Source organism: Streptomyces sp. NPDC001348 (assembly GCF_053597535.1).
The window spans coordinates 78,849-98,518 of the sequence record NZ_JBSFIK010000033.1; the positions used below are offsets into that span (position 1 = coordinate 78,849).

The following is a 19,670-nucleotide window of genomic DNA, read 5'->3' on the forward strand; positions in this document are numbered from 1 at the left end:
GAACCTAGGGCAATTCCAATACGGAACCGTCTCGTATCTGTATTCCTTTGCCAAGGTCTTACGCGAGCGGGGACATGGCGTGGGCGTGAGGGGGACAAGGGGCGTGCGCGAGGCGGGGGGTGAGGTGTGCGCGAGGGATCACGTCGGGCCCCCTTGGCCGTCACTGGCACGAGGTGCCACCATGGAGAGGGTCCGGGGACGCCGTCAGGGCGCCTCGAGATGACGTTAGGAGCCGTTGCAATGACGCAGCTTTCGGCTGCCCAGACGAAGCCCTCCGACGGCAGCAAGGCGCTGTACGGGGGCAAGGGCACGCGCCGCATCACCGTTCGCGACATCGCCCTCGCCAAGGAACGCGGCGAGAAGTGGCCCATGCTCACCGCCTACGACGCGATGACGGCGTCCGTGTTCGACGAGGCCGGCATCCCGGTCATCCTGGTCGGCGACTCGGCCGGCAACTGCCACCTCGGGTACGAGTCGACCGTGCCCGTCACCCTCGACGAGATGAGCATGCTCTCGGCGGCCGTCGTACGGGGCACGAACCGCGCCCTGATCGTCGGCGACCTGCCCTTCGGCTCCTACCAGGAGGGCCCGGTGCAGGCGCTGCGCTCGGCGACCCGGCTGGTGAAGGAGGCGGGTGTCGGCGCCGTGAAGCTGGAGGGCGGCGAGCGCTCGCACGAGCAGATCCGGCTCCTGGTGGAGTCCGGCATCCCGGTCATGGCCCACATCGGGCTGACCCCGCAGTCGGTCAACGCCATGGGCTACCGCGTGCAGGGGCGCGGCGAGGAGGCCGCCCAGCAGTTGCTGCGGGACGCGAAGGCCGTGCAGGACGCGGGTGCGTTCGCGGTGGTGCTGGAGCTGGTGCCGGCCGAGCTGGCCGCCGAGGTCACGCGGGTGCTGCAGATCCCGACCGTCGGCATCGGCGCCGGGCCGGAGACGGACGCGCAGGTGCTGGTGTGGACGGACATGCTCGGGCTGACCTCGGGTCGCGTGCCGAAGTTCGTCAAGAAGTACGCGAACCTGCGTGAGGTCATGGGCGACGCGGCCAGGGCGTTCGCGGAGGACGTCGTCGGCGGGACGTTCCCGCTGGAGGAGCACTCCGTCCACTAGGACCATCGCCGCACCACGGGCAGCCCGCCGATCGTCCCCCGTCGGCGGGCTGCCGCGCGTTCCGCCCGAGATGCGGACCCCGGGACGGGAGCCGACGCTGAAGTCGTGCCGAACCCGAAAGCTCCGCCACCGCGCCCGGACGTCGGCGGCCGGGACCCGCGGGCGTGGGCCCTGGCCGCCGTGTTCGGGTTCGTGCTGTTCGTGGGCCTCTTCCTCCTGGTCTTCGTCCATGTCGTCGCCTGGTGGGTCGGCACCCGCACGTGGCAGTGGCCCGGCAGCGGCGGTTGACCGCGCCCGCAGGCCGTGACCGTGCGGGTCAACCGGGTGACCGGCCGGTCTCCCGCAGGTGCCGGCGACGTTCCGCGTAGGCCAGGTCGTCCCGCCAGAGGCGGCCGACGGCGGCGCGCACGAGGGGCCTCAGGAGGGGGGCGGCCCTGCGGGCGAGGGTGAAGCCGGGCCGTTCGGACGTGGCCAGTACGGCCTCGACGACCAGGGTGCGGGGCCTGCCGCGGTCGTCCGGGCCCAGTGGCGTGGCGTGGGTCTCGACGACGGACGTCTCCCCTTCGCCGTCCGTGATCCGCATGAGCACGGTGCGGGGTTCGGGCGCGGTGAACTCGGCGCGGACGGGTACGACGAGGCGACGAGTGAGCCGGAAGGAGACGTCCACGACGAAGCGATCGTCGTCCTCCGGGCCGGCCGGGGCCTCGACGACGGTGAGGTCGACGAAGGTGTGCGGGTGGTACCAGGCTCCGTGCCACGGGTCGAGACGGTTGGCGATCACGTCTTCCGGTTCGCAGACCCCCACACCGTGCCAGACGGTCTGGAGAGCGGTCGCCGGCTCGGGCCTGAGGGGGACCACGGGAGCACGCGTCGGTCGTTCCCCTCCGACGGCGTCCAGGCGCACCCACACCAGTACGCCGTCGTCGTGCACCGGGAGGGGCTCCCAGCCGGCGGACCGGGAACCGTCCAGGGCGAGGCCGTGCCAGTGGCAGACCAGGGTGCCGCAGTGCACCGGACTGTCGCCCAGCGGGGCGCCGAGGTGCGGGCAGACGCCGGGCCCGCCCACCAGGCGCCCGCCGCGGTCCCGCCACACCACCACCTCCTGGCCCGCGACGGTGCGCGCCAGCGGCCGGGTGGGCCGCAGGTCGCCGGCGGCGCCCACGACGAACCAGTTGCCGGACGGCCGGGCCGTGGCCCGTTCGACGGCGGAGGCGATGACGGCGGGCCGTGCTTCCCGCCAGGTCGGCCGCTGGCGCGCCCACGGGGGCGAGCCGCGCCGCAGTCGCAGCGGAAGACGTCCTGGGGACGGCGTGTGTCCGGGCCTCATCCGGTCTCCTTCGCGTCGTTCCACGACGGCGCGGACCTCGTGGCCGACAGGGAGGTGACCGGAGCGCGCCCGCCGGCGTGCCGGCCCCTGAGGCGGGCGGCCGCGACCCGGACGAGCCCGTCGCCGGCGATGACCGCCCGCCGGCGGCGGGGCACCACGGCGCGCCGGTGCAGCACGGCGTATCCGTCGCGGGCGATGGCGTCCAGGATTCCCTGGTACAGGATGTAGGCGGTGCGGATGCACGGACGGGCCAGCGGGTCCAGCATCGCGAGACCGGGCGCCGCCTGCCGGTAGACGCCCCGGGTGAGGTCCTCGGCGGCCCGGAGCGCGGCGGTGATGCGGGAGTCCCGCCGCCCGGTGGACCTGCTCCACTGCAGGAGGGGCCGGTCCACGCCGTGGGCGGTGAGCAGGTCGGCCGGCAGGTACACCCGGCCGCGGTCCAGGTCCTCGCCCACGTCGCGGAGGAAGTTGGTCAGCTGGAAGGCGATCCCGAGGGCGGCGGCGTGCGGGGCGGCTTCGCCGAGGGGGCCCACGGTGCCGAGTACCGGCAGCATCTGCAGGCCGATGACCGCGGCCGAGCCGTGCATGTAGCCGCACAGATCGTCGTAGGTGGCGTACTCGGTGACCGTCAGATCGCTGCGCATCGAGGCCATGAAGTCGGTGAAGTGTTCGGTGGGGATGGCGTAGCGGGCGGCGGTGTCGGCCACGGCCAGCACCACGGGCTCGTGGTCGGCGCCCATGCTCCGGTGACCGGTCAGCGCCCGGCGCAGTCGGGTGTCGAGCCGGGCGAGGGCCGCGGCGCGGTCGTGGTGTGCGGCGGCGCGGTGGCTGTCGACGATGTCGTCGGCCCAGCGGGCGAAGCCGTACAGGGCGTGCACGGCGGGTCGGCGGTCGGCGGACAGCAGACGGGTGGCGAGGAAGTAGGTCCGGCCGTGCCGGGCGTTGAGGCGCCGGCAACGGGCGTAGGCGGCGCGCAGCACCGGGTCGGTGATGCCGGCGGCGTTCAGTTCCCGCTCGGTCATGGGCGGACACCCCTCGCTGCCGTATCCGGTGCGGAGGTGTGCGGGCGGCGGCCGGCTGCGCCGGTGATGCGGGCGGCGGCCAGTCTGCCGGAGACCAGGACGGTCGGCACTCCGACGCCGGGGGTGGTGCCGCAGCCCGCCAGGACCGCGTTGTCCGTCCCGCGCACCAGGTTGCGGGGGCGGAACGGGCCGGTCTGGGAGAAGGTGTGGGCCACCGAGAACGGAGTGCCCGCGGCGTGGCCCTGGGCGGCCCAGTGGGCGGGAGTCACCAGGCACTCCTCGTCGATGTGCTCGGTGATGCCGTGCAGCCCGCGTGCCTCCAGGACGGCCAGGAGGCTGTCGCGGTAGCGGGGCGCGAGGTCGTGCCACGCCGCGGCGGACGGCCCCACGTCGGTGTTGGGGCAGGGGGCCAGAACGTAGTGCAGATGCCTGCCCTCGGGGGCGAGGGCGGGGTCACCGGCCGTGGGGCGGGTGATGAGCAGGGACGGGTCGGTCATCAGGCTCCCGGTCCGGGTCAGTTCGTCGAACGTCTCGTGCCACGCGGCCCCGAAGGACAGCGTGTGGTGGGCCAGATGCGGCCAGGTGACGTCCGTGCCGGCGTGCAGGACGACAGCCGACGGCGCGTGCCGCAGCGGTACCGGGCGGCGGGGCCGGCGGCCCAGCAGCCGGTGGACGGTCGGCAGGTCGGGGGTGAGGACGACCGCGTCGCAGGGGATCCGCTCCTCGGCGGTGACCACGGCCGTGACCCGGCTGCCGGATCGCTCCAGGCGCGTGACCGCCCGCCCGAGGAGCAGGTCCGCGCCGGCGCCGACCGCGGCGGTGGCCATGGCACGGGGCAGGGCGTGCATGCCGCCGCGCGGGAAGTACACGCCCGCCACGGTGTCCATGTACGCGATGACGGCGTAGGCGGCCAGGGCCCGGGCCGGTGCGACCCCGGCGTACAGGGACTGGAAGGTGAACACCCGCCGCAGACGCTCGTCGGTCAGGAACCGTCCGATACGCGTGTCCAGGCGGCCGAAGCCGCCGAGTGCGGCCAGTCGGGCCAGGTCGGGGGTGAGCAGGCCCAGCGGGGAGTCGAAGTTGGCGTCGATGAACCGGCGCATCTGCACCGTGTACAGCCGCGTCAGCCAGGCGCGCAGCCGCCGGTACCCGGCCGCTTCGCGGGGCCCCGCGAACCGTTCGATCTCGCTCTCCATCGCGGTGCCGTCGGTGTGCACGTCCAGGCTGCTGCCATCGGCGAAGCAGGCCCGGTAGGCCGGGTGCAGGGGCAGCAGTTCGACGTGGTCGGCGAGCCGCTCCCCGACGGCCGCGAACGCCTCGTCGGCGAGGTGGGGCATGGTCAGGACGGTGGGGCCGGTGTCGATGCGATAGCCGCCGCGGTCCAGTCGGCCGGCTCGTCCGCCGGGCAGGTGGTCGCGTTCCACGAGGGTCACCCGCCGGCCGGCTCCCAGCAGGTGCAGCGCGGCCGACAGGCCGGACAGGCCCGCGCCGACGACCACGACGTGGTCGGTGCGGCCGGCCACCGTCCTCATCGCGACCACCCCTGTGCCGGGCCGGGCGATGCGGCGTCCGGTTCCGCCGCGGTCCCGGCCCCTGCCCCTGCCCCTGCCGCGGCCTCGGGAGGGGGCGGCGCGGCCGTGTCGGGGCCGGTGACGACGCCCGCGGCGGCGCACAGCAGGTCCCGCAGCTGCTCGCGGCCGGGGTGCCGCAGATCGGCGTCGGCCAGATGGCGCAGGCCGCGGGCGACGAGTTGCTCGATACGGGACTCGACGGCGGCCCGGGCTCCGGTGCGGACCAGGACCTGCCGTACGTCCCCCATCTGGGCCGGAGTCAGCCGGCCCGCGCCCACACACCGGTCCAGTACGGCCAGCGCGTCCGTGTCGCCGGCCGCCACGGCCCGGTCCCTGGCGACGGCGACGAGGTAGGTCGGCTTGCCCTGCCGGATGTCGTCGCCCGAGGGTTTGCCGGTGACGTGCGGCTCGGCGAAGACACCGAGAAGGTCGTCGCGCAGCTGGAAGGCGATGCCCGAGCATCGTCCCGCCGCGCACAGCGCCGAGGTGGTGCGCGGGTCGGCCTGCGCCAGCGCTGCGCCCAGAGCGACCGGTCGCTCGACCGAGTAGAGAGCGCTCTTGAGGTAGGCGACGCGTACGGCGATGGCCGGGGAACGTGTGCCGGTGGCCTGGCCGTGCAGGTCCAGGTACTGTCCGGCCACCATCTCCGTGCGCAGGGCACGCCAGAGGGCGGTGACGGTGTCCGCGGCGGCCAGGTCCGCCACGGTGGCGGCCACGACGTCGTCCGCCCAGGCCAGCGCGAGGTCCCCGACCAGGATGGCCGCGGCCCTGCCGAAGTCGTGGCCGGTGCCGCCGCACCGTGGGGAGTACCGCCGGGCGAGGTCGGTGTGCACCGACGGCCGTCCGCGGCGCCGGTCGGAGTCGTCCATCACGTCGTCGTGCACCAGGGCGCAGGTCTGGATCAGTTCGAGTGCGGCCGCGATACGCAGGGCGGCCTCCGCCTGTGCCGGTTCGCCGCCACCGCCGCAGGAACGCAGCGCCCACCACAGAAACCGCGGTCGGGTGCGTTTGCCTCCCGCCAGTGTGAAGGCGGCCAGTCGTGCGGCCAGGTCCTGGGCGAACAGGGGATCCAGGGCCGACGCCTGTGCGACACGTTCGTCCAGGATCCGCCGCAGGCTTCGTTCGACGGCGGCCGGTACGTCGGCGTCCACGGCCTCCAGGTGCGGGACGGTCCCCGGCGCCGCCGGTTCCGGCCCCGGCGCGGGTCCGGTGGCGCGGCCCCGGACCGGCTGCCGTACCGGCCGTGGACCGGGAGGGTGCTTGTCACGCCTACCCTGCTGGGCGCTGCTGGGGCACATCCCGGTTCCTCTCGTCGGTGCGGGCACGGGGCTGCACCCATGCGTTCGCCTGGAGGCGGCGTACCGGATGCACCCCGAAGACGCTCCGCACGGCCGGCCGGCCGGTTGGAGCGGCGGCACCAACACCCATTCCACTCACGAGCGCGGATGACCGGGGCCTTCGCCTGATGGGACGCGTCGGCCACCCGGTAGGGGCACGTCCAGCGCGGCTGCATCCGCGGACGGCGGCGGCGCGGAATGCTTCTGCGGAGCACGCCCGGCACCGTCGGGCCACCAGGACCAGCACTCGCGGTGCCGGGGAGGAGCAGCGTGACCGAGACGGACATCGCGATCGTGGGAGCGGGGGCCGCGGGGCTCTCGCTCGCGCACCGGGTGGCGCTCGGCGCGTCGACCGGGCCGGCGCCCTCCGTCGTACTGATCACGGCCCCCGCCGGTCCGCTGCGGCCGCCCCGGCGCACGTGGTGCTACTGGGAGGCGGGCCCCGGCCCGTACGACGCCGTGGTGACCCGCTCCTGGGAGCGGCTGCGGATGAGGGACCGGCACGGGGCGACGGCCGAACGGCGTATCTCACCGATGCGCTACAAGATGCTCCGGTCCGACGACTTCCAGACGCTGATCGACCGCGACCTGAGCGCCTGTGCGGGCGTGCGCCGTGTCGAGGCCACCGTCGACGACATCACCGGCCTGCCCGACGGCACCGCCAGGATCCGGGCCGTCGGCGCCGACGGCGCACGGGTGACGGTGGATGCCCGCTGGGTCTTCGACTCCCGCCCCCCGCGGCGCCTGCCCGCCGCCCGCACCCACCTGCTGCAGCACTTCAGGGGCTGGTACCTGTGCACGGAGAAACCCTCGTTCGACCCCGAAGCCGTCGACCTGATGGACTTCCGCACCGCTCAGCCCGCTCCCGGGCTGTCCTTCGGGTACGTACTGCCCACAGGCCGGCACACCGCCCTGGTGGAGTACACGGAGTTCGGGCCCGGGCCGCTGAGCCCGGAGGCGTACGACGCCGCGCTGGACCACTACGCACACGGCGTTCTCGGGCTCGGCACCACACGGGTGCTCTGGTCGGAGACCGGGGCGATCCCCATGACGGACGCCTCGTTCACCGGGGAGAACACCACGTCGGTGTTCCGGATCGGCACCGCGGGCGGGGCGACGCGCCCCGCCACCGGATACACCTTCGCGGCCATCCAGCGTCAGGTGGACGCCGTAGCGCGCTCGCTGCGCACCGGCCGGCGTCCGGTGCCGCCGCCCGCCTATCCGGCCAGGTCGCGCGTGATGGACGCCATCCTGCTCCGCGCGCTGGCCACGGGACGGGTCGACGGCCCCGACTTCTTCTTCCGTCTGTTCACCCGTGTCCCCCCACGGCGCCTGCTGCGTTTCCTCGACGGGCGGACCCGCCTGTACGAGGACTTCGCCATCGGCCTGCGCACTCCCGTCCCGCCCATGCTGCGTACGGCGGCCGAGCTGCCCCTGGTCCCCCGCCGTCCCCACTCAGGAGCGAGCTGATGACCCTGCCGCGCGCCGCGGAACCGGCCGCCGCCTTCGACGGCGGCGCGTCATGACCCCGCGAGATGACCGGTACGCCGGCCGTCATGGGCGCGACCGGCGCGCCCGGGTCATCCACCCCCGCCCCGGGCGGCGCCGGATCGACGGCGATCCGCCCTCGACCGCGGTGATCGGCGGCGGCATCGCCGGGGTGGCCGCGGCCGTCGCGCTCGCCGAGCGGGGTGTCCGCGTCACGCTGTACGAGCGCGAACCCGGGCTGGGCGGCCGCCTGACCGGGTGGCCCGTCACCCTCGCCGACGGCCGGCCCGCCACCATGAGCCGCGGCTTCCACGCGTTCTTCCGCCAGTACTACAACCTGCGCGGGCTGCTGCGCAGGACCGACCCCCGGCTGGAGGGGCTGACCGCGCTGCCGGACTACCCCCTGCACCACAGCAGCGGCCTGCGTGACAGCTTCCGCCACGTACCGCGCACACCGCCCTGGAGCGCTCTCGCCTTCGCCGCCCTGAGCCCGACCTTCCGCATCGGGGATCTGCTGTCCATGAACGGGCCGGCCGCGCTGCCCCTGCTCGACGTACGCACGCACCGCGTCCACGAGCAGCTGGACCACGTCAGCGCCCACGACTTCCTGGCCGCGATCCGCTTTCCTCCCGCGGCCCGCTCGCTGGCCTTCGAGGTGTTCTCCCGCAGCTTCTTCGCCGACCCCCGGCAGCTGTCGGCGGCCGAGATGGCGCTGATGTTCCACATCTACTTCCTCGGCTCCAGCGAGGGTCTCCTGTTCGACGTGCCCCGCGACCCCTACCCGGAGGCTCTGTGGGACCCTCTGGCGGGTTGTCTCACCGGCCACCGCACCGAAGTGCGGACATCGGCCCCGGTGCACTCCGTTCATCCTGATCCCGCGGGCGGTTTCCGGATCGCGGCGGACGGCCCCGTACGGCGGTACGACACCGTCGTCCTGGCCCTGGACACCGGCGGCCTGAAGGCAGTCGTGGAGGCCTCGCCCCGGCTCGGCGACACGGCCTGGCGCGCCCGGATCGCCCGGCTGCGAACCGCTCCCCCGTTCCTGGTGTCCCGCCTGTGGCTGGACCGCCCCGTCGACGCCGGCCGTCCGGGCTTCCTCGGCACCGGCGGCTATCCCTCCCTGGACAACGTCAGCGTGGTCTCCCGCTGGGAAGGGGAGGCGGCACGCTGGGCCGCCCGCACCGGGGGCTCGGTCGTCGAACTCCACGCCTACGCCCTGCCACCGCACGCCGCCCGTGGCGTCGAAGAGGAGCATCTGGTGAAGCAACTGCACCAGGTGTACCCGGAGACCGGCGCCGCGCGGATCGTGTCCGCGTGCCACGAGTGGCGAGCGGACTGCCCCCTGTTCGCCGTCGGCGGGTACGCGGACCGGCCCACCGTCCGCACCCCGGACCCCGGCGTCGTCGTAGCGGGCGATCTGGTCCGCACCGGCCTGCCCGTGGCCCTCATGGAACGCGCCGCCACATCGGGGTTCCTTGCCGCGAACGCCCTGCTCGAGCAGTGGAACGTGCGCGGGCAGACACTGTGGACCGTGCCCGATCACGGGCGGTCCGCGCTGCTGCGCGCACTCGCACGGCGCTTCGGGCGGGCACCGGTGGCACCGGTGGCACCGGACGGAGAGACGTGACGGGGGCCGGAGAGTTCCCCCGGATGAGCCGGTCGCCGGTCCGGCGGGTCGGTGACCTGTAGGCGGCTGTAGGTGAGCTGTCGGTGGTTTGTCGGTCGGGGCTGGCACCGTCATCGGCATGACGCGAATCGACGACAACCCCACCGGTGCGGGCCAGGCCGTCACCGTGCGGGGACTGGTCAAGCACTACGGCGAGACCAAGGCGCTGGACGGCGTGGACCTGGATGTGCGGGAGGGCACCGTGATGGGGGTGCTCGGGCCGAACGGCGCCGGGAAGACCACCCTCGTACGGATCCTGTCCACGCTGCTGACCCCCGACGCCGGCCAGGCGACCGTCGTCGGCTACGACGCCGTGCGGCAGCCCCGCCAGCTGCGCCGGGTGATAGGGCTCACCGGCCAGTACGCGTCGGTCGACGAGAAGCTCCCCGGCTGGGAGAACCTCTACATGATCGGGCGGCTCCTCGACCTGCCCCGCAAGGAGGCCCGCGCCCGCGCCGACGAACTGCTGGAGCGGTTCTCGCTCACGGACGCCGCCAAGCGCCCGGCGAGCACCTACTCCGGCGGTATGCGACGGCGGCTGGACCTCGCCGCCTCCATGATCGGCCGGCCCCAGGTGCTGTTCCTCGACGAGCCGACGACGGGGCTCGACCCCCGTACCCGCAACGAGGTGTGGGACGAGGTCAAGGCCATGGTCGGAGAAGGGGTCACCGTCCTGCTGACCACCCAGTACATGGAGGAGGCCGAGCAGCTGGCCTCGGAGCTGACCGTGGTGGACCGCGGCAAGGTCATCGCCAAGGGCGGCATCGAGGAGCTGAAGGCCAAGGTCGGCGGGCGTGCCCTGCGTGTGCGGCCGGCCGATCCGCTGGAGCTGCGCCCGCTCGCCCGCATGCTCGACGAGCTCGGCATCACCGGGCTGGCCGGCACCACCGTGGACACCGACAGCGGCGCCCTGCTGGTGCCGGTCCTCAGCGACGAGCAACTGACCGCCGTGGTCGGCGCGGTCACCGCGCGCGGCATCACGATCACCTCCATCACCACCGAACTGCCCAGCCTGGACGAGGTGTTCCTGTCCCTCACCGGCCACCGCGCCAGTGCCCCGCAGGACACCACACCCGCCGACACCCGCCAGGAGGTCGCCGTATGAGCGCCGCAACCGCCACCGCCACCGACGCCGACGCGCGTATCCCGCTGCGCGGCCACCTGCGCCACACCGGCGCCCTGGTCCGCCGCAACCTGCTGTGGATCAAGCAGGACCCCGAGTCGATGATGGACGCGGTGCTGATGCCGGTCATCTTCACTCTGCTGTTCGTGTACGTCTTCGGCGGCTCCATCGGGCAGGCGCTCGGCGGCGGTCAGGACGGGTACGTGCAGTACGTCATCCCCGGCATGATCGCGATGATGAGCATGACGCTGTCCCAGGGGGTCGGCACCGGCTTCAGCCAGGACTTCAACTCCGGGGTCATGGACCGTTTCCGCTCCCTGCCGATCGGACGCGGCTCGGTGCTCTTCGCGAAGATCTCGGTGGAGCTGGCGCGGATGCTCTTCGCGACGGCCGTGCTGATGATCGTCGCCGTGCTGGTCGGTTTCGACATCCACCATTGGGGCGGGCTGTTCGCGGCCGTCGGCCTCTCCGCGGTGTTCGCCTCGTCGATCATGTGGGTGTTCCTCACCCTGGGTGTGATCCTGAAGAACGCGCAGTCGGTGCAGGCGATGGGCTTCCTGGTGCTGTTCCCGCTGCAGTTCGGCTCGTCGATCTTCGCGCCGACGAAGACGATGCCGGGCTGGCTGAAGGCCTTCACCGACTACAACCCCCTGTCCACGCTCGCCGACGCGTCGCGCGGACTGATGATCGGCGGCCCGGTCGCGCACGACCTGTGGGTGACGCTGGGCTGGTCGGTGGCGATCACCGCGGTGATGGCACCGGTCGCGATCCACAAGTTCCGGACCAAGAACTGACGTCCGCGCCGGTGCGGCCGGGCGCGTCAGACCAGGGCGGTGGCCTCCACGAGGGAGAGGCCACCGCCTTCCGCGTACGCGGCGTCGTACGTCTCCTCGTCGAGCACCCCCCGGACGGCCGCCTCGACGCGCGCGCGCACCGCGCGCTCGATGGCCGACCCGATGTGGCCGGACGGCAGCAGCGCGTCGACGGCCCCCAGGCAGCGGGCGGCGTCGCGGGCACGGGCACCGCCGTCGGCCGCGGCGAGGGCCGCCGCGGCGGTGGTCAGGTGTGTGGTCCGCAGGTGCGGGGCGATGGTCTGGGACAGCGGGTCGGCGGCCTGCTCCAGCGCCCGCCGGATGGTGTCCAGGGCTTCTTCGGGGCGGCCGTCGACGACGGCCACCCAGGCCTCCTGGCCGAGGATGAGGGCGTCGAAGAAGACGAAGTGCGAGATCCCGAAGTGCTGGCGGAGCAGGCGGAGCTGCTCGCGGGCCTCCGCGACACGGTCGGTGAGCGAGAGCCAGCCGGCGAGGACGAGGCGGGCCATGGGCGTCGCCTCGTTGACGCTGCCGTCCTGGCGGGCGAGGATCTCGCGCAGCATGCTCTCGCCGCGCTCCGGCTCGCCGGTCTCCAGGAGGACGGCGGCCAGGCGGGCGCCGAGCACCGCCGTCTGGGCGCGGGCGCCGAGGCGTTCGGCGTGCTCGATCGCCGCCCGGAAGTCTCCGGCGGCCGACTCGTACTCGCCCTTGCGCTCGTGGGACTCACCGCGCGCGGAGAGCGCTTCGGCGGCGCCCCAGGCGTCGCCGAGGCGGCGGAACATCTCCAGCGCCTCCTCGGCGTCGCGCATGGCGTCGCCGGCCCAGTCGCTGCGGTTGGCGAGGATGTTGGCGCGCATCTGGAGGGTGGAGGCCAGTTCCCACTCGAAGCCGGGTGTCTCCCGGGAGGTCCGCACGCTGGCGTCGATGACGGTGTGCAGCCGGTCGGCGCCCTCGGTCAGCAGCACGGCGAAGAACCACAGCATGCCGGGGGGACGGCAGGTCTGCGGCATACCGGGCTCGTACACCTGGGTGACGACCCGCAGCTTCGCCTGCGCCTCGGGGGTCTGCCAGGCGTCCGGCTCGGTGTCCATACAGGCGAGATGGACCAGGTGGAGGCCGCGCCGGGCCTCGTCGAGCAGGTCGCCGGTGTACGGGGGCGGGACGTCCGTGCAGCGCTGCCACACCGGTGCGGCGCGGCGGACGGGCTCGGCGAACGGGTCGGGACCGAGCGCCATGACCTCACGGCACAGGGTGCGGGCCTCGATGCGCAGGTCGCGCATCTGCCAGTACCAGGCCAGGGAGAGGACCAGGCAGAGCGCCTCCTGCTCGTCCTTACCGGCCACCGCGCGGCGCACGGCGGTGCGCAGGTTCTCGTACTCGAGCTGGATCCGCGCCACGGCGCCGGCCTGGCCGGAACCGCGTAGCAACGGGTCGGTGGTGCGGGCGAGTTCACGGAAGTACGTCAGATGGGCGCGCTCGGTGTCCCCCCGGCGGCCGGTCTCGTCGAGCCGTTCGGCGGCGTACTCGGCGACGGTCTCCAGCAGCCGGTAGCGCATCGCGCCGTCGGGGGCGACGGCGGCGACGACCAGGGACTTGTCGACCAGGGAGCCCAGCGCGTCGAAGGCGTCCGGTCCGCACACCGCCTCGGCGGCGGCGAGGTCGCAGCCGCCCGCGAACACCGACAGACCGCGCAGCACCTCCCGTTCCCCTTCGTGGAGCAGGTCCCAGGACCAGTCGACGACGGCCCGCAGGGTCTGCTGGCGCGGCAGCACGGTACGGCTGCCCGAGGTGAGCAGCCGGAAGCGGTCGTCGAGCCGGTCGACTATCTGGCGGGGCGTGAGCATCCGCAGCCGGGCGGCGGCGAGTTCGATGGCGAGGGGCAGGCCGTCGAGGCGCCGGCAGATCTCGGCGCACGCCTCCGGGTCGTCCTCGGTGCGGAAGCCGGGCCGGGCGGCCGCCCCCCGTTCGGCGAGGAGCCGCAGCGCGGTCGGCTCGGGCAGCGGCTCCACGGGGCGCAGCAACTCACCCGGGACGCCCAGTGGTTCCCGGCTGGTGGCGAGCACGGTCACCTCCGGGCAGCGGGCCAGCAGCCGCTCGGCGAGGCGGGCCGCGGCGTCCACCACGTGCTCGCAGTTGTCCAGGACGAGCAGCATCCGGCGCCGGGCGCAGTGTTCGACGAGCCGCTCCACGGGGTCGTCGTGCCGGTCGGTGACGACCCGCATGCTCTCGGCACCGGCGCCGTGCAGCACGGTCTCGCGGGCCCCGATCGCGGTGAGCACCGCCTCCGGGACGGCCTCGGGGTCGTCGACGGGCGCCAGTTCGGCCAGCCACGCCCCGTCCCGGGCGACGTCCCGGGCGGCCTCGGCGGCCTCCTGCGACAGCCGGGTCTTCCCGGCCCCACCGGGTCCGAGCAGCGTGACCAGCCGGGCCGCCGCGAGGTCCGCCCGGATGGCCTCGATGTCGGTCTCCCGGCCGACGAAGGAGGTGAGGCGGGCGGGCAGGTTGCCGGCCGGAGGCGACGCGGCCGCCCCCGCCGCGCGCACCGCCGCCGGCTTCGCCGGAACCGTGTCGGGGGCCAGTAACTCGGCGTGCAGCGCCCGCAGTTCGGGTCCCGGATCGGAGCCCAGCCGCTCGGCGAGGAGCTGCCGTACGTCCTCGTAGGCGGCCAGTGCCTCCGCCGTGCGGCCCGTGTCCCGCAGGGCGCGCAGCCGCAGGGCCTGCAGGGGTTCGTCCAGGGGGTGGCTGTCGCACAGGGCGGTCAGCTCGGGCAGTGCCGTGTCGGCGTGGCCGAGGGCGAGGGCGGCGGTGTGCCGGGCGCGCCGGGCGTCCAGACGGCGGGTGGCGCAGCGGGCGGCCTCGGCGGTGCGGTCGGGCAGGTCCGCGAGGGCGGGGCCGTGCCACAGCGCGAGGGCGTCGTCGAGGACGGTGGCCGCCTTCGCCGGGTCGCCGTCGGCCAGGGCGCGCAGTCCCTCGCCGGTCAGGCGCTCGAAGCGGTGCAGGTCGATGTCGTCGGGCGCGGCGGTGAGCCGGTACCCGCCGTCCGCGGAGGCGACGGCGTCCGTCCCGAGCGCCCGTCTCAGCCGCCCGACCAGCGCCTGCAGCGCCGCCGTCGCGTCGGCCGGGGGTTCGCCGTCCCAGACCTCGTCCACCAGCACGCTCACCGGCACGGTCCGTCCGGGCCGGAGCGCGAGCACGGTCAGCAGCGCGCGCAGCCGCGCCCCGCCCACGGGAACGGACGTGCCGTCGGGGCGGATTGCCTGGGTGGTGCCGAGGATGCGGTAGCGCACGGCCCCATTGTCCCCGCCGGACTCACCGCCGGTCACGCGGTTCACGCGGCGCGGCGTCGGGGACGTCCAGGGTGACGAGGACGCCGGAGGTACGGCGGGCGCGGCGCAGGCCCGCCTTCGTGACGGTCTCCTGGTGCTCGAACCACTTGGGGCACTTCTCGACGGGCTCCAGTGACCATGTGCCGGGCACCGGCCGGAGGTCGCCCGCGCCGGGGGCGGGTTCCGCGTACTCCTCGCGGACCAGCTCGATGGCGCGGACCCGGCCGGTGGTCTTCTGCCGGGGGCCGCCGTGGTTCTCCACCCACGCCTGGGCGCCGTGGCGGGCCGCTTCCCGCGGCTGCGGCTCGTCGTGGGCGACCAGCCGCCAGCCGACCACGTCGCCGACGGCGAACGGACGGCCGCAGCATTCCATCTGCCAGTCCTCGTAGAACACCCTCATCAGCGCCATGCCCCCACCCTTCAGGAACCGCGCGGACACCGCGAGACGTTTTCCCACGTGTCCCCCGCCAGGTACGGTCGGGCTTCCCGACCGCCCCCCACCCGTCCCACGGGAGCCTCCTACATGACCACCGCCACCACCCGCGCCGACGACCGCCGGATCAGCCCGGTCTTCCTCGGGATCCTGGCCGTCACCGCCGTCACGGGCTGGGCCACCTGGACGGGGTTCGCCGACCAGCCGGGCGTCGCCGTGTTCCTGTTCGTGACGGGCGCCTGGATCGTCTCCCTGTGCCTGCACGAGTACGCGCACGCCCGCACGGCCCTGCACAGCGGTGACATCTCGGTCGGCGCCAAGGGCTACCTGACGCTGAACCCGCTGAAGTACACGCACGCCCTGCTCAGCATCGTGCTGCCGGTGGTGTTCGTGATGATGGGCGGGATCGGCCTGCCGGGCGGCGCGGTGTTCATCGAGCGCGGCCGGATCCGGGGCCGCTGGCGGCACAGCCTGGTCTCGGCGGCCGGCCCGCTGACGAACGTGCTGTTCGCGGCGGTGTGCACGGCCCCGTTCTGGCTGCACGCGCTGGACGGGGTGCCCCTGGAGTTCCGCTTCGCCCTCGCCTTCCTGGCGCTGCTGCAGGTGTCGGCCGCGATCCTGAACTTCCTGCCGGTCCCGGGCCTCGACGGCTACGGCGTGATCGAGCCCTGGCTGTCGGACGGCGTCAAGCGGCAGGTGGAGCCGTTCGCCCCGTTCGGGCTGCTGTTCGTGTTCGCGCTGCTGTGGCTGCCGTCGGTGAACCAGGTGTTCTTCGACGTGGTCGACGCGGTCCTGCGGGGCCTCGGGGTGAGTGACGTCGAGGCCTCGCTCGGCTGGAGCCTCTACCGCTTCTGGGAGTAGCCGGCCCGGTCCCGCCGCAGGTAGTACCAGGTCATGTTGGAGGACAGACCGGCCAGCAGCACCCAGACGACCCCCACCGGCCAGCTTCCCTGGACGAAGGAGACGACGGCCGCGGCCACGGCGAGGAGGCACACGACGAGGGCGTAGACGGCAAGGCGGGGCATTTCTGGCGGCTCCTGTCGGGGGACACTGCTTCGGCGACCAGTGTCCCCCATGCGGTCAGACGTCCGTGATGCGGAGCCCCGCGTGCGCCTTGTACCGGCGGTTGACGGAGATCAGATTGGCGACCAGGGACTCCACCTGGTGGGCGTTGCGCAGCCGCCCGGCGAAGATGCCGCGCATGCCGGGGATGCGCCCGGCCAGCGCCTGGACGATCTCCACGTCGGCGCGCTCCTCGCCGAGCACCATCACGTCGGTGTCGATCTCGGCGATCTCCGGGTCCTGCAGGAGGACCGCCGACAGGTGGTGGAAGGCGGCGGCGACCCGGGAGTCCGGCAGCAGCGCGGCGGCCTGCTCGGCGGCGCTGCCCTCCTCCGGCTTCAGCGCGTAGGCGCCCTTCTTGTCGAAGCCGAGCGGGTTGACGCAGTCCACGACCAGCTTCCCGGCCAGTTCCGCGCGCAGGGACTCCAGGGTCTTGCCGTGGCCGTCCCAGGGCACGGCGACGATCACGATGTCGCTGCGCCGGGCGGTCTCCGCGTTGTCGGCGCCCTCGACGCCGTGCCCGAGCTCCTCGGCGGCGGCCCGGGCGCGCTCGGCGGCCCGCGAGCCGATGATCACCTTCTGCCCGGCCCTGGCGAGCCGGTAGGCGAGGCCCTTGCCCTGCGGCCCGGTGCCGCCGAGCACGCCGACGACCAGCCCGGAGACGTCGGGCAGGTCCCACGGGTCCTTGGCGGGGGCCTTCTGTGGTGCGCTGTCGCTAGAGGTCATGCGCCGACTCTACGTCCGCGCCCGTGCCCCCCACGGCCGGGGTGAGCCGGGTCACGAGCCCCGCCGGAGCTCCCTGGACGGGACGGTTCCGCGCCGACCGGGCAGTGTCCCCGGGTCGGGCGAATTCGAAGTGAATTCCGCGTCACGAGTGACCGGTTGCGGCACCATGCGGTCTTATGGACGCCGTACGGGTCGCATTGCTGCGCGAAGTGCTCGCCGGAACCGAGTGGCTGGAGGCCACCCGGCGGTTCGCGGGCACGCTGCGCGGGTCCGTGGTGACGCACGGCGGCGGGCTGCTGCTGGTGGGCACCCCGGAGTACGAGCCCTGGCACCTGGCCGCCCACCTGGTGGACGAGGCCGCCTGGTCGGGCACGCCCGAGCTGGCCCCGACCCTGGTACGGCACGACGCGCGCCCCTCGGACCCGGCGCACCTGGCCGTCGGACCCGGGCGGATCGATGCGGCACGGCGGGGCGAGACGCTGCTCGTCGTGGCTCCGGCGGAGCCCGCGCCGCTGCTTCAGCGGGTGCACGACGCCCGCCGGGCCGGGGTGACCGTGCTGGCCCTGGGGGCCGGCGGGGGCGAGCTGGAGTCGATGGCCCACGAGACGCTGGTCGTGCCGGAGGGGGCGGAGCTGGACCTGGACAGCGTGCAGCACCTGGTGAGCGCGGCGGCGGGCGAGAACGCGGGCTGCCCGAGGGTCCGGCGCGGGTTCCGGGACCGTCTGTCCCGGCTGGCGGAGTTGCTGACGGCGCCGCCCCCGGCCCCTTGGTGAGGGGCCGGTCGAAAACCGGTTGCCCCTCTCGGCCCGTCCGCCCGACCATGACCGCTCGTGACCTCCGGCCTGCGCGACCTCCTTCCCGACCTGTCCCCCTGGCGGGCCTCCGCCGACTTCCGCAAGCTGTGGTTGTCCGGGCTGATCAGCAACTTCGGCAGCTTCCTCACCTTCGTGGCACTGCCCGTGCAGCTGAAGGACCTCACCGGGTCCGCGGCGGCCGTCGGGGCCGTCGGAGCGGTCCAGTTGGTGCCGCTGCTGGTGTTCGGGCTGTACGGCGGCGCTCTCGCGGACGCGCTGGACAAGCGGAAGCTGATCTGGTGGACGGAGGCCGGGCAGGGGCTGCTGAGCGCGGTGCTGCTGTGCAACGCGCTGCTGCCGCGCCCGGCCGTCTGGCCGCTGTACGCCGTCGCCGCCCTCTCCTCGGCGCTGGTCTCCGTCCAGCGGCCCGCCCTGGACTCGCTGTGGCCCCGGATCGTCGCCCACGACGACCTCCCGGCCGCGGCCTCGCTCAACTCCCTGCGCTGGACGGTCGGCGGGGTGGCGGGACCGGCCGTGGCGGGCGTGGTCGTGGCGTACGCGGGGCTCGGCGCGGCCTACGCGGCGGACCTGGCGACGTTCGTGATCTCGCTGGCGTACGTCGTCCGCATCGCGCCGTGCCCCGCCGCCCACGAGGCCGCCAAGCCGTCCCTGCGGTCCGTCGCCGAGGGCGCCCGGTACGCGTGGAGCCGCAAGGAGCTGCTCGGCACCTACGCCGTCGACCTCGCGGCGATGTTCCTGGCGATGCCACTCGCGGTGCTGCCGTTCCTCGCCGACGAGCTGGACGCCGACTGGTCGCTCGGTCTGATGTACGCCACGGTCCCGCTGGGGTCGATGCTGGTGAGCCTGACCAGCGGCTGGACGTCACGGGTGCACCGGCACGGGCTGATGGTGGTGCTGTCGGCCGTGCTGTGGGGACTGGCGATCGCGGCCGCCGGCGTCGTCGGCAACATCTGGCTGGTGCTGCTGTTCCTGACCGTGGCCGGTGGCTGCGACATGGTCAGCGGGATCTTCCGCGGGGCCATGTGGAACCAGACGATCCCGGACGAGCTGCGCGGCCGGCTGGCCGGGATCGAGCTGCTGTCGTACTCGGTCGGACCGACCGTCGGACAGGTCCGCTCGGGCGGATTCGCCGCCTGGTGGGGAGTGCGGGCGTCCGTCTGGTCCGGCGGGCTGCTGTGCGCGGGCGCGGTGGGGCTGCTGGCGCTGTTCCTGCCGAGGCTGATGACGTACGACGTACGGACGAACGAGCACGCGGTACGACTGCGCGCCCGGCGCACCGCGTCCGCACCGGCCGGGGCGGAGGCCTGACCCGCCTGGCGTTCATGCCCGGGGAAGCCCTTGCCTCGCCGGGGCCCGTGAGCACGCGGCGCGGAAGGAGAAGACGGCACGCGGCCGAGCCACCGTCGCCGGGCCCTGGGCACGCCGGTCGGTGCACGTCCGTCCTGCCGCCGGCGGCAGGACGCGCCGCGGCCCCTCACCGGCCGGACGCGGCCACGCCCCGTCCGTGAGCAGCAGCGGCACGCGGCCGAGTCGGCGCCACCCGGGCCCGGGCGGGCCGCCAGGTCGGCGTCCGTCACCGACCCGCCGGGGTGCCGTGCCGGGAGCGGGTCAGTCGTCGTCCGTCGTCCCGCCGGCCGGCGCGTCGTGCCAGCGCGGGTCGTTCTCCCACTCGAGGTTGCGCTCGCGGGCGCTCTCCATCGCGTGCTCGGCCTCCGCACGGGTGGTGTACGGCCCGAAGCGGTCCTTGGCCGGGCACTCCGGGCCCTCCTCGACCTTCTTGTGCTGCAGGCAGTAGTACCACTCGCCGGGTTTTCCGGCCGTCCGCTTCTTGAACAGGGCCATGACCAGCTCCTCT

The 19,670-nt window shown here is 74.0% G+C and carries 18 protein-coding genes; 9 read left to right on the forward strand and 9 right to left on the reverse strand.

Translation table 11 applies throughout. The features are described from left to right. Positions 1–240: 240 nt before the first annotated feature. Positions 241–1,107 (forward strand): 3-methyl-2-oxobutanoate hydroxymethyltransferase, encoded by an 867-nt coding sequence (panB, locus tag ACWC21_RS29310; protein ID WP_450886046.1) that lies wholly within the window; start codon positions 241–243, stop codon positions 1,105–1,107. Positions 1,108–1,212: 105 nt separating this feature from the next. Beyond that, positions 1,213–1,395: a hypothetical protein gene (locus tag ACWC21_RS29315; RefSeq protein ID WP_450886048.1), complete on the forward strand. Its 183-nt coding sequence runs from the start codon at positions 1,213–1,215 to the stop codon at positions 1,393–1,395. Between the two features lie 28 nt (positions 1,396–1,423). Here ACWC21_RS29315 and ACWC21_RS29320 read toward each other — a convergent pair whose 3' ends face one another. From ACWC21_RS29320 to ACWC21_RS29335, 4 genes are read right to left on the reverse strand one after another with little or no spacing between them, the layout of a single operon-like run. Next, the gene (locus tag ACWC21_RS29320) at positions 1,424–2,434 is read right to left on the reverse strand and encodes a DUF5914 domain-containing protein (RefSeq protein ID WP_450886050.1); all 1,011 of its coding nucleotides are present in this window, start codon (positions 2,432–2,434) and stop codon (positions 1,424–1,426) included. After that, the gene (locus tag ACWC21_RS29325; protein WP_450886052.1) at positions 2,431–3,456 is read right to left on the reverse strand and encodes a phytoene/squalene synthase family protein; all 1,026 of its coding nucleotides are present in this window, start codon (positions 3,454–3,456) and stop codon (positions 2,431–2,433) included. Before ACWC21_RS29325 ends, ACWC21_RS29320 begins: the two co-directional genes overlap by 4 nt. Beyond that, entirely contained in the window at positions 3,453–4,988 is a 1,536-nt protein-coding gene (crtI, locus tag ACWC21_RS29330; RefSeq protein WP_450886054.1) for a phytoene desaturase family protein, read from the reverse strand. The genes ACWC21_RS29325 and crtI overlap by 4 nt, the downstream gene beginning before the upstream one ends. Continuing rightward, the gene (locus ACWC21_RS29335) at positions 4,985–6,325 is read right to left on the reverse strand and encodes a polyprenyl synthetase family protein (RefSeq protein ID WP_450886056.1); all 1,341 of its coding nucleotides are present in this window, start codon (positions 6,323–6,325) and stop codon (positions 4,985–4,987) included. Before ACWC21_RS29335 ends, crtI begins: the two co-directional genes overlap by 4 nt. A 309-nt stretch (positions 6,326–6,634) precedes the next feature. On the opposite strand from ACWC21_RS29335, the gene ACWC21_RS29340 reads away from it, so the two are divergent. From ACWC21_RS29340 to ACWC21_RS29355, 4 genes are all read left to right on the forward strand, one after another. After that, positions 6,635–7,834 carry a lycopene cyclase family protein gene (locus ACWC21_RS29340; protein WP_450886058.1) on the forward strand — a complete coding sequence of 400 codons (1,200 nt, stop codon included), beginning with the start codon at positions 6,635–6,637 and terminating at the stop codon, positions 7,832–7,834. A gap of 52 nt (positions 7,835–7,886) precedes the next feature. After that, on the forward strand, positions 7,887–9,479 hold the full coding sequence (locus tag ACWC21_RS29345) for an FAD-dependent oxidoreductase (RefSeq protein ID WP_450886060.1): 1,593 nt from the start codon (positions 7,887–7,889) through the stop codon (positions 9,477–9,479). A 118-nt stretch (positions 9,480–9,597) separates the two neighbouring features. After that, entirely contained in the window at positions 9,598–10,623 is a 1,026-nt protein-coding gene (locus tag ACWC21_RS29350) for an ATP-binding cassette domain-containing protein (RefSeq protein WP_450886062.1), read from the forward strand. Then, a complete protein-coding gene (locus ACWC21_RS29355; protein WP_450886064.1) occupies positions 10,620–11,435 on the forward strand; it encodes an ABC transporter permease in 816 nt (271 codons plus the stop codon). Before ACWC21_RS29350 ends, ACWC21_RS29355 begins: the two co-directional genes overlap by 4 nt. A 26-nt stretch (positions 11,436–11,461) precedes the next feature. On the opposite strand, the gene ACWC21_RS29360 is transcribed toward ACWC21_RS29355, so the two are convergent. After that, the gene (locus tag ACWC21_RS29360; RefSeq protein WP_450886066.1) at positions 11,462–14,740 is read right to left on the reverse strand and encodes a BTAD domain-containing putative transcriptional regulator; all 3,279 of its coding nucleotides are present in this window, start codon (positions 14,738–14,740) and stop codon (positions 11,462–11,464) included. A gap of 22 nt (positions 14,741–14,762) precedes the next feature. Continuing rightward, complete coding sequence (locus ACWC21_RS29365) at positions 14,763–15,188, reverse strand: DUF6578 domain-containing protein (protein WP_450886068.1); 426 nt, start codon at positions 15,186–15,188, stop codon at positions 14,763–14,765. 114 nt (positions 15,189–15,302) lie between these two features. On the opposite strand from ACWC21_RS29365, the gene ACWC21_RS29370 reads away from it, so the two are divergent. After that, positions 15,303–16,073 (forward strand): site-2 protease family protein, encoded by a 771-nt coding sequence (locus ACWC21_RS29370; RefSeq protein ID WP_450886070.1) that lies wholly within the window; start codon positions 15,303–15,305, stop codon positions 16,071–16,073. Here the strand turns inward: ACWC21_RS29370 and ACWC21_RS29375 are convergent. Next, entirely contained in the window at positions 16,055–16,288 is a 234-nt protein-coding gene (locus tag ACWC21_RS29375; RefSeq protein ID WP_450886072.1) for a hypothetical protein, read from the reverse strand. The genes ACWC21_RS29370 and ACWC21_RS29375 overlap by 19 nt on opposite strands. Positions 16,289–16,292: 4 nt before the next feature. Next, positions 16,293–17,000, reverse strand: a complete 708-nt coding sequence (gene npdG / locus ACWC21_RS29380; protein ID WP_450886073.1) for an NADPH-dependent F420 reductase — start codon at positions 16,998–17,000, stop codon at positions 16,293–16,295. 176 nt (positions 17,001–17,176) lie between these two features. Between npdG and ACWC21_RS29385 the strand changes: the two genes are divergently transcribed. Together ACWC21_RS29385 and ACWC21_RS29390 are read left to right on the forward strand one after the other, a co-directional pair. Next, a complete protein-coding gene (locus tag ACWC21_RS29385) occupies positions 17,177–17,773 on the forward strand; it encodes a hypothetical protein (RefSeq protein ID WP_450886075.1) in 597 nt (198 codons plus the stop codon). 57 nt (positions 17,774–17,830) lie between these two features. Then, on the forward strand, positions 17,831–19,123 hold the full coding sequence (locus tag ACWC21_RS29390) for an MFS transporter (protein ID WP_450886077.1): 1,293 nt from the start codon (positions 17,831–17,833) through the stop codon (positions 19,121–19,123). Positions 19,124–19,423: 300 nt separating this feature from the next. Here ACWC21_RS29390 and ACWC21_RS29395 read toward each other — a convergent pair whose 3' ends face one another. Beyond that, positions 19,424–19,657 carry a hypothetical protein gene (locus ACWC21_RS29395; protein WP_388788057.1) on the reverse strand — a complete coding sequence of 78 codons (234 nt, stop codon included), beginning with the start codon at positions 19,655–19,657 and terminating at the stop codon, positions 19,424–19,426. Between the last annotated feature and the right edge of the window lie 13 nt (positions 19,658–19,670).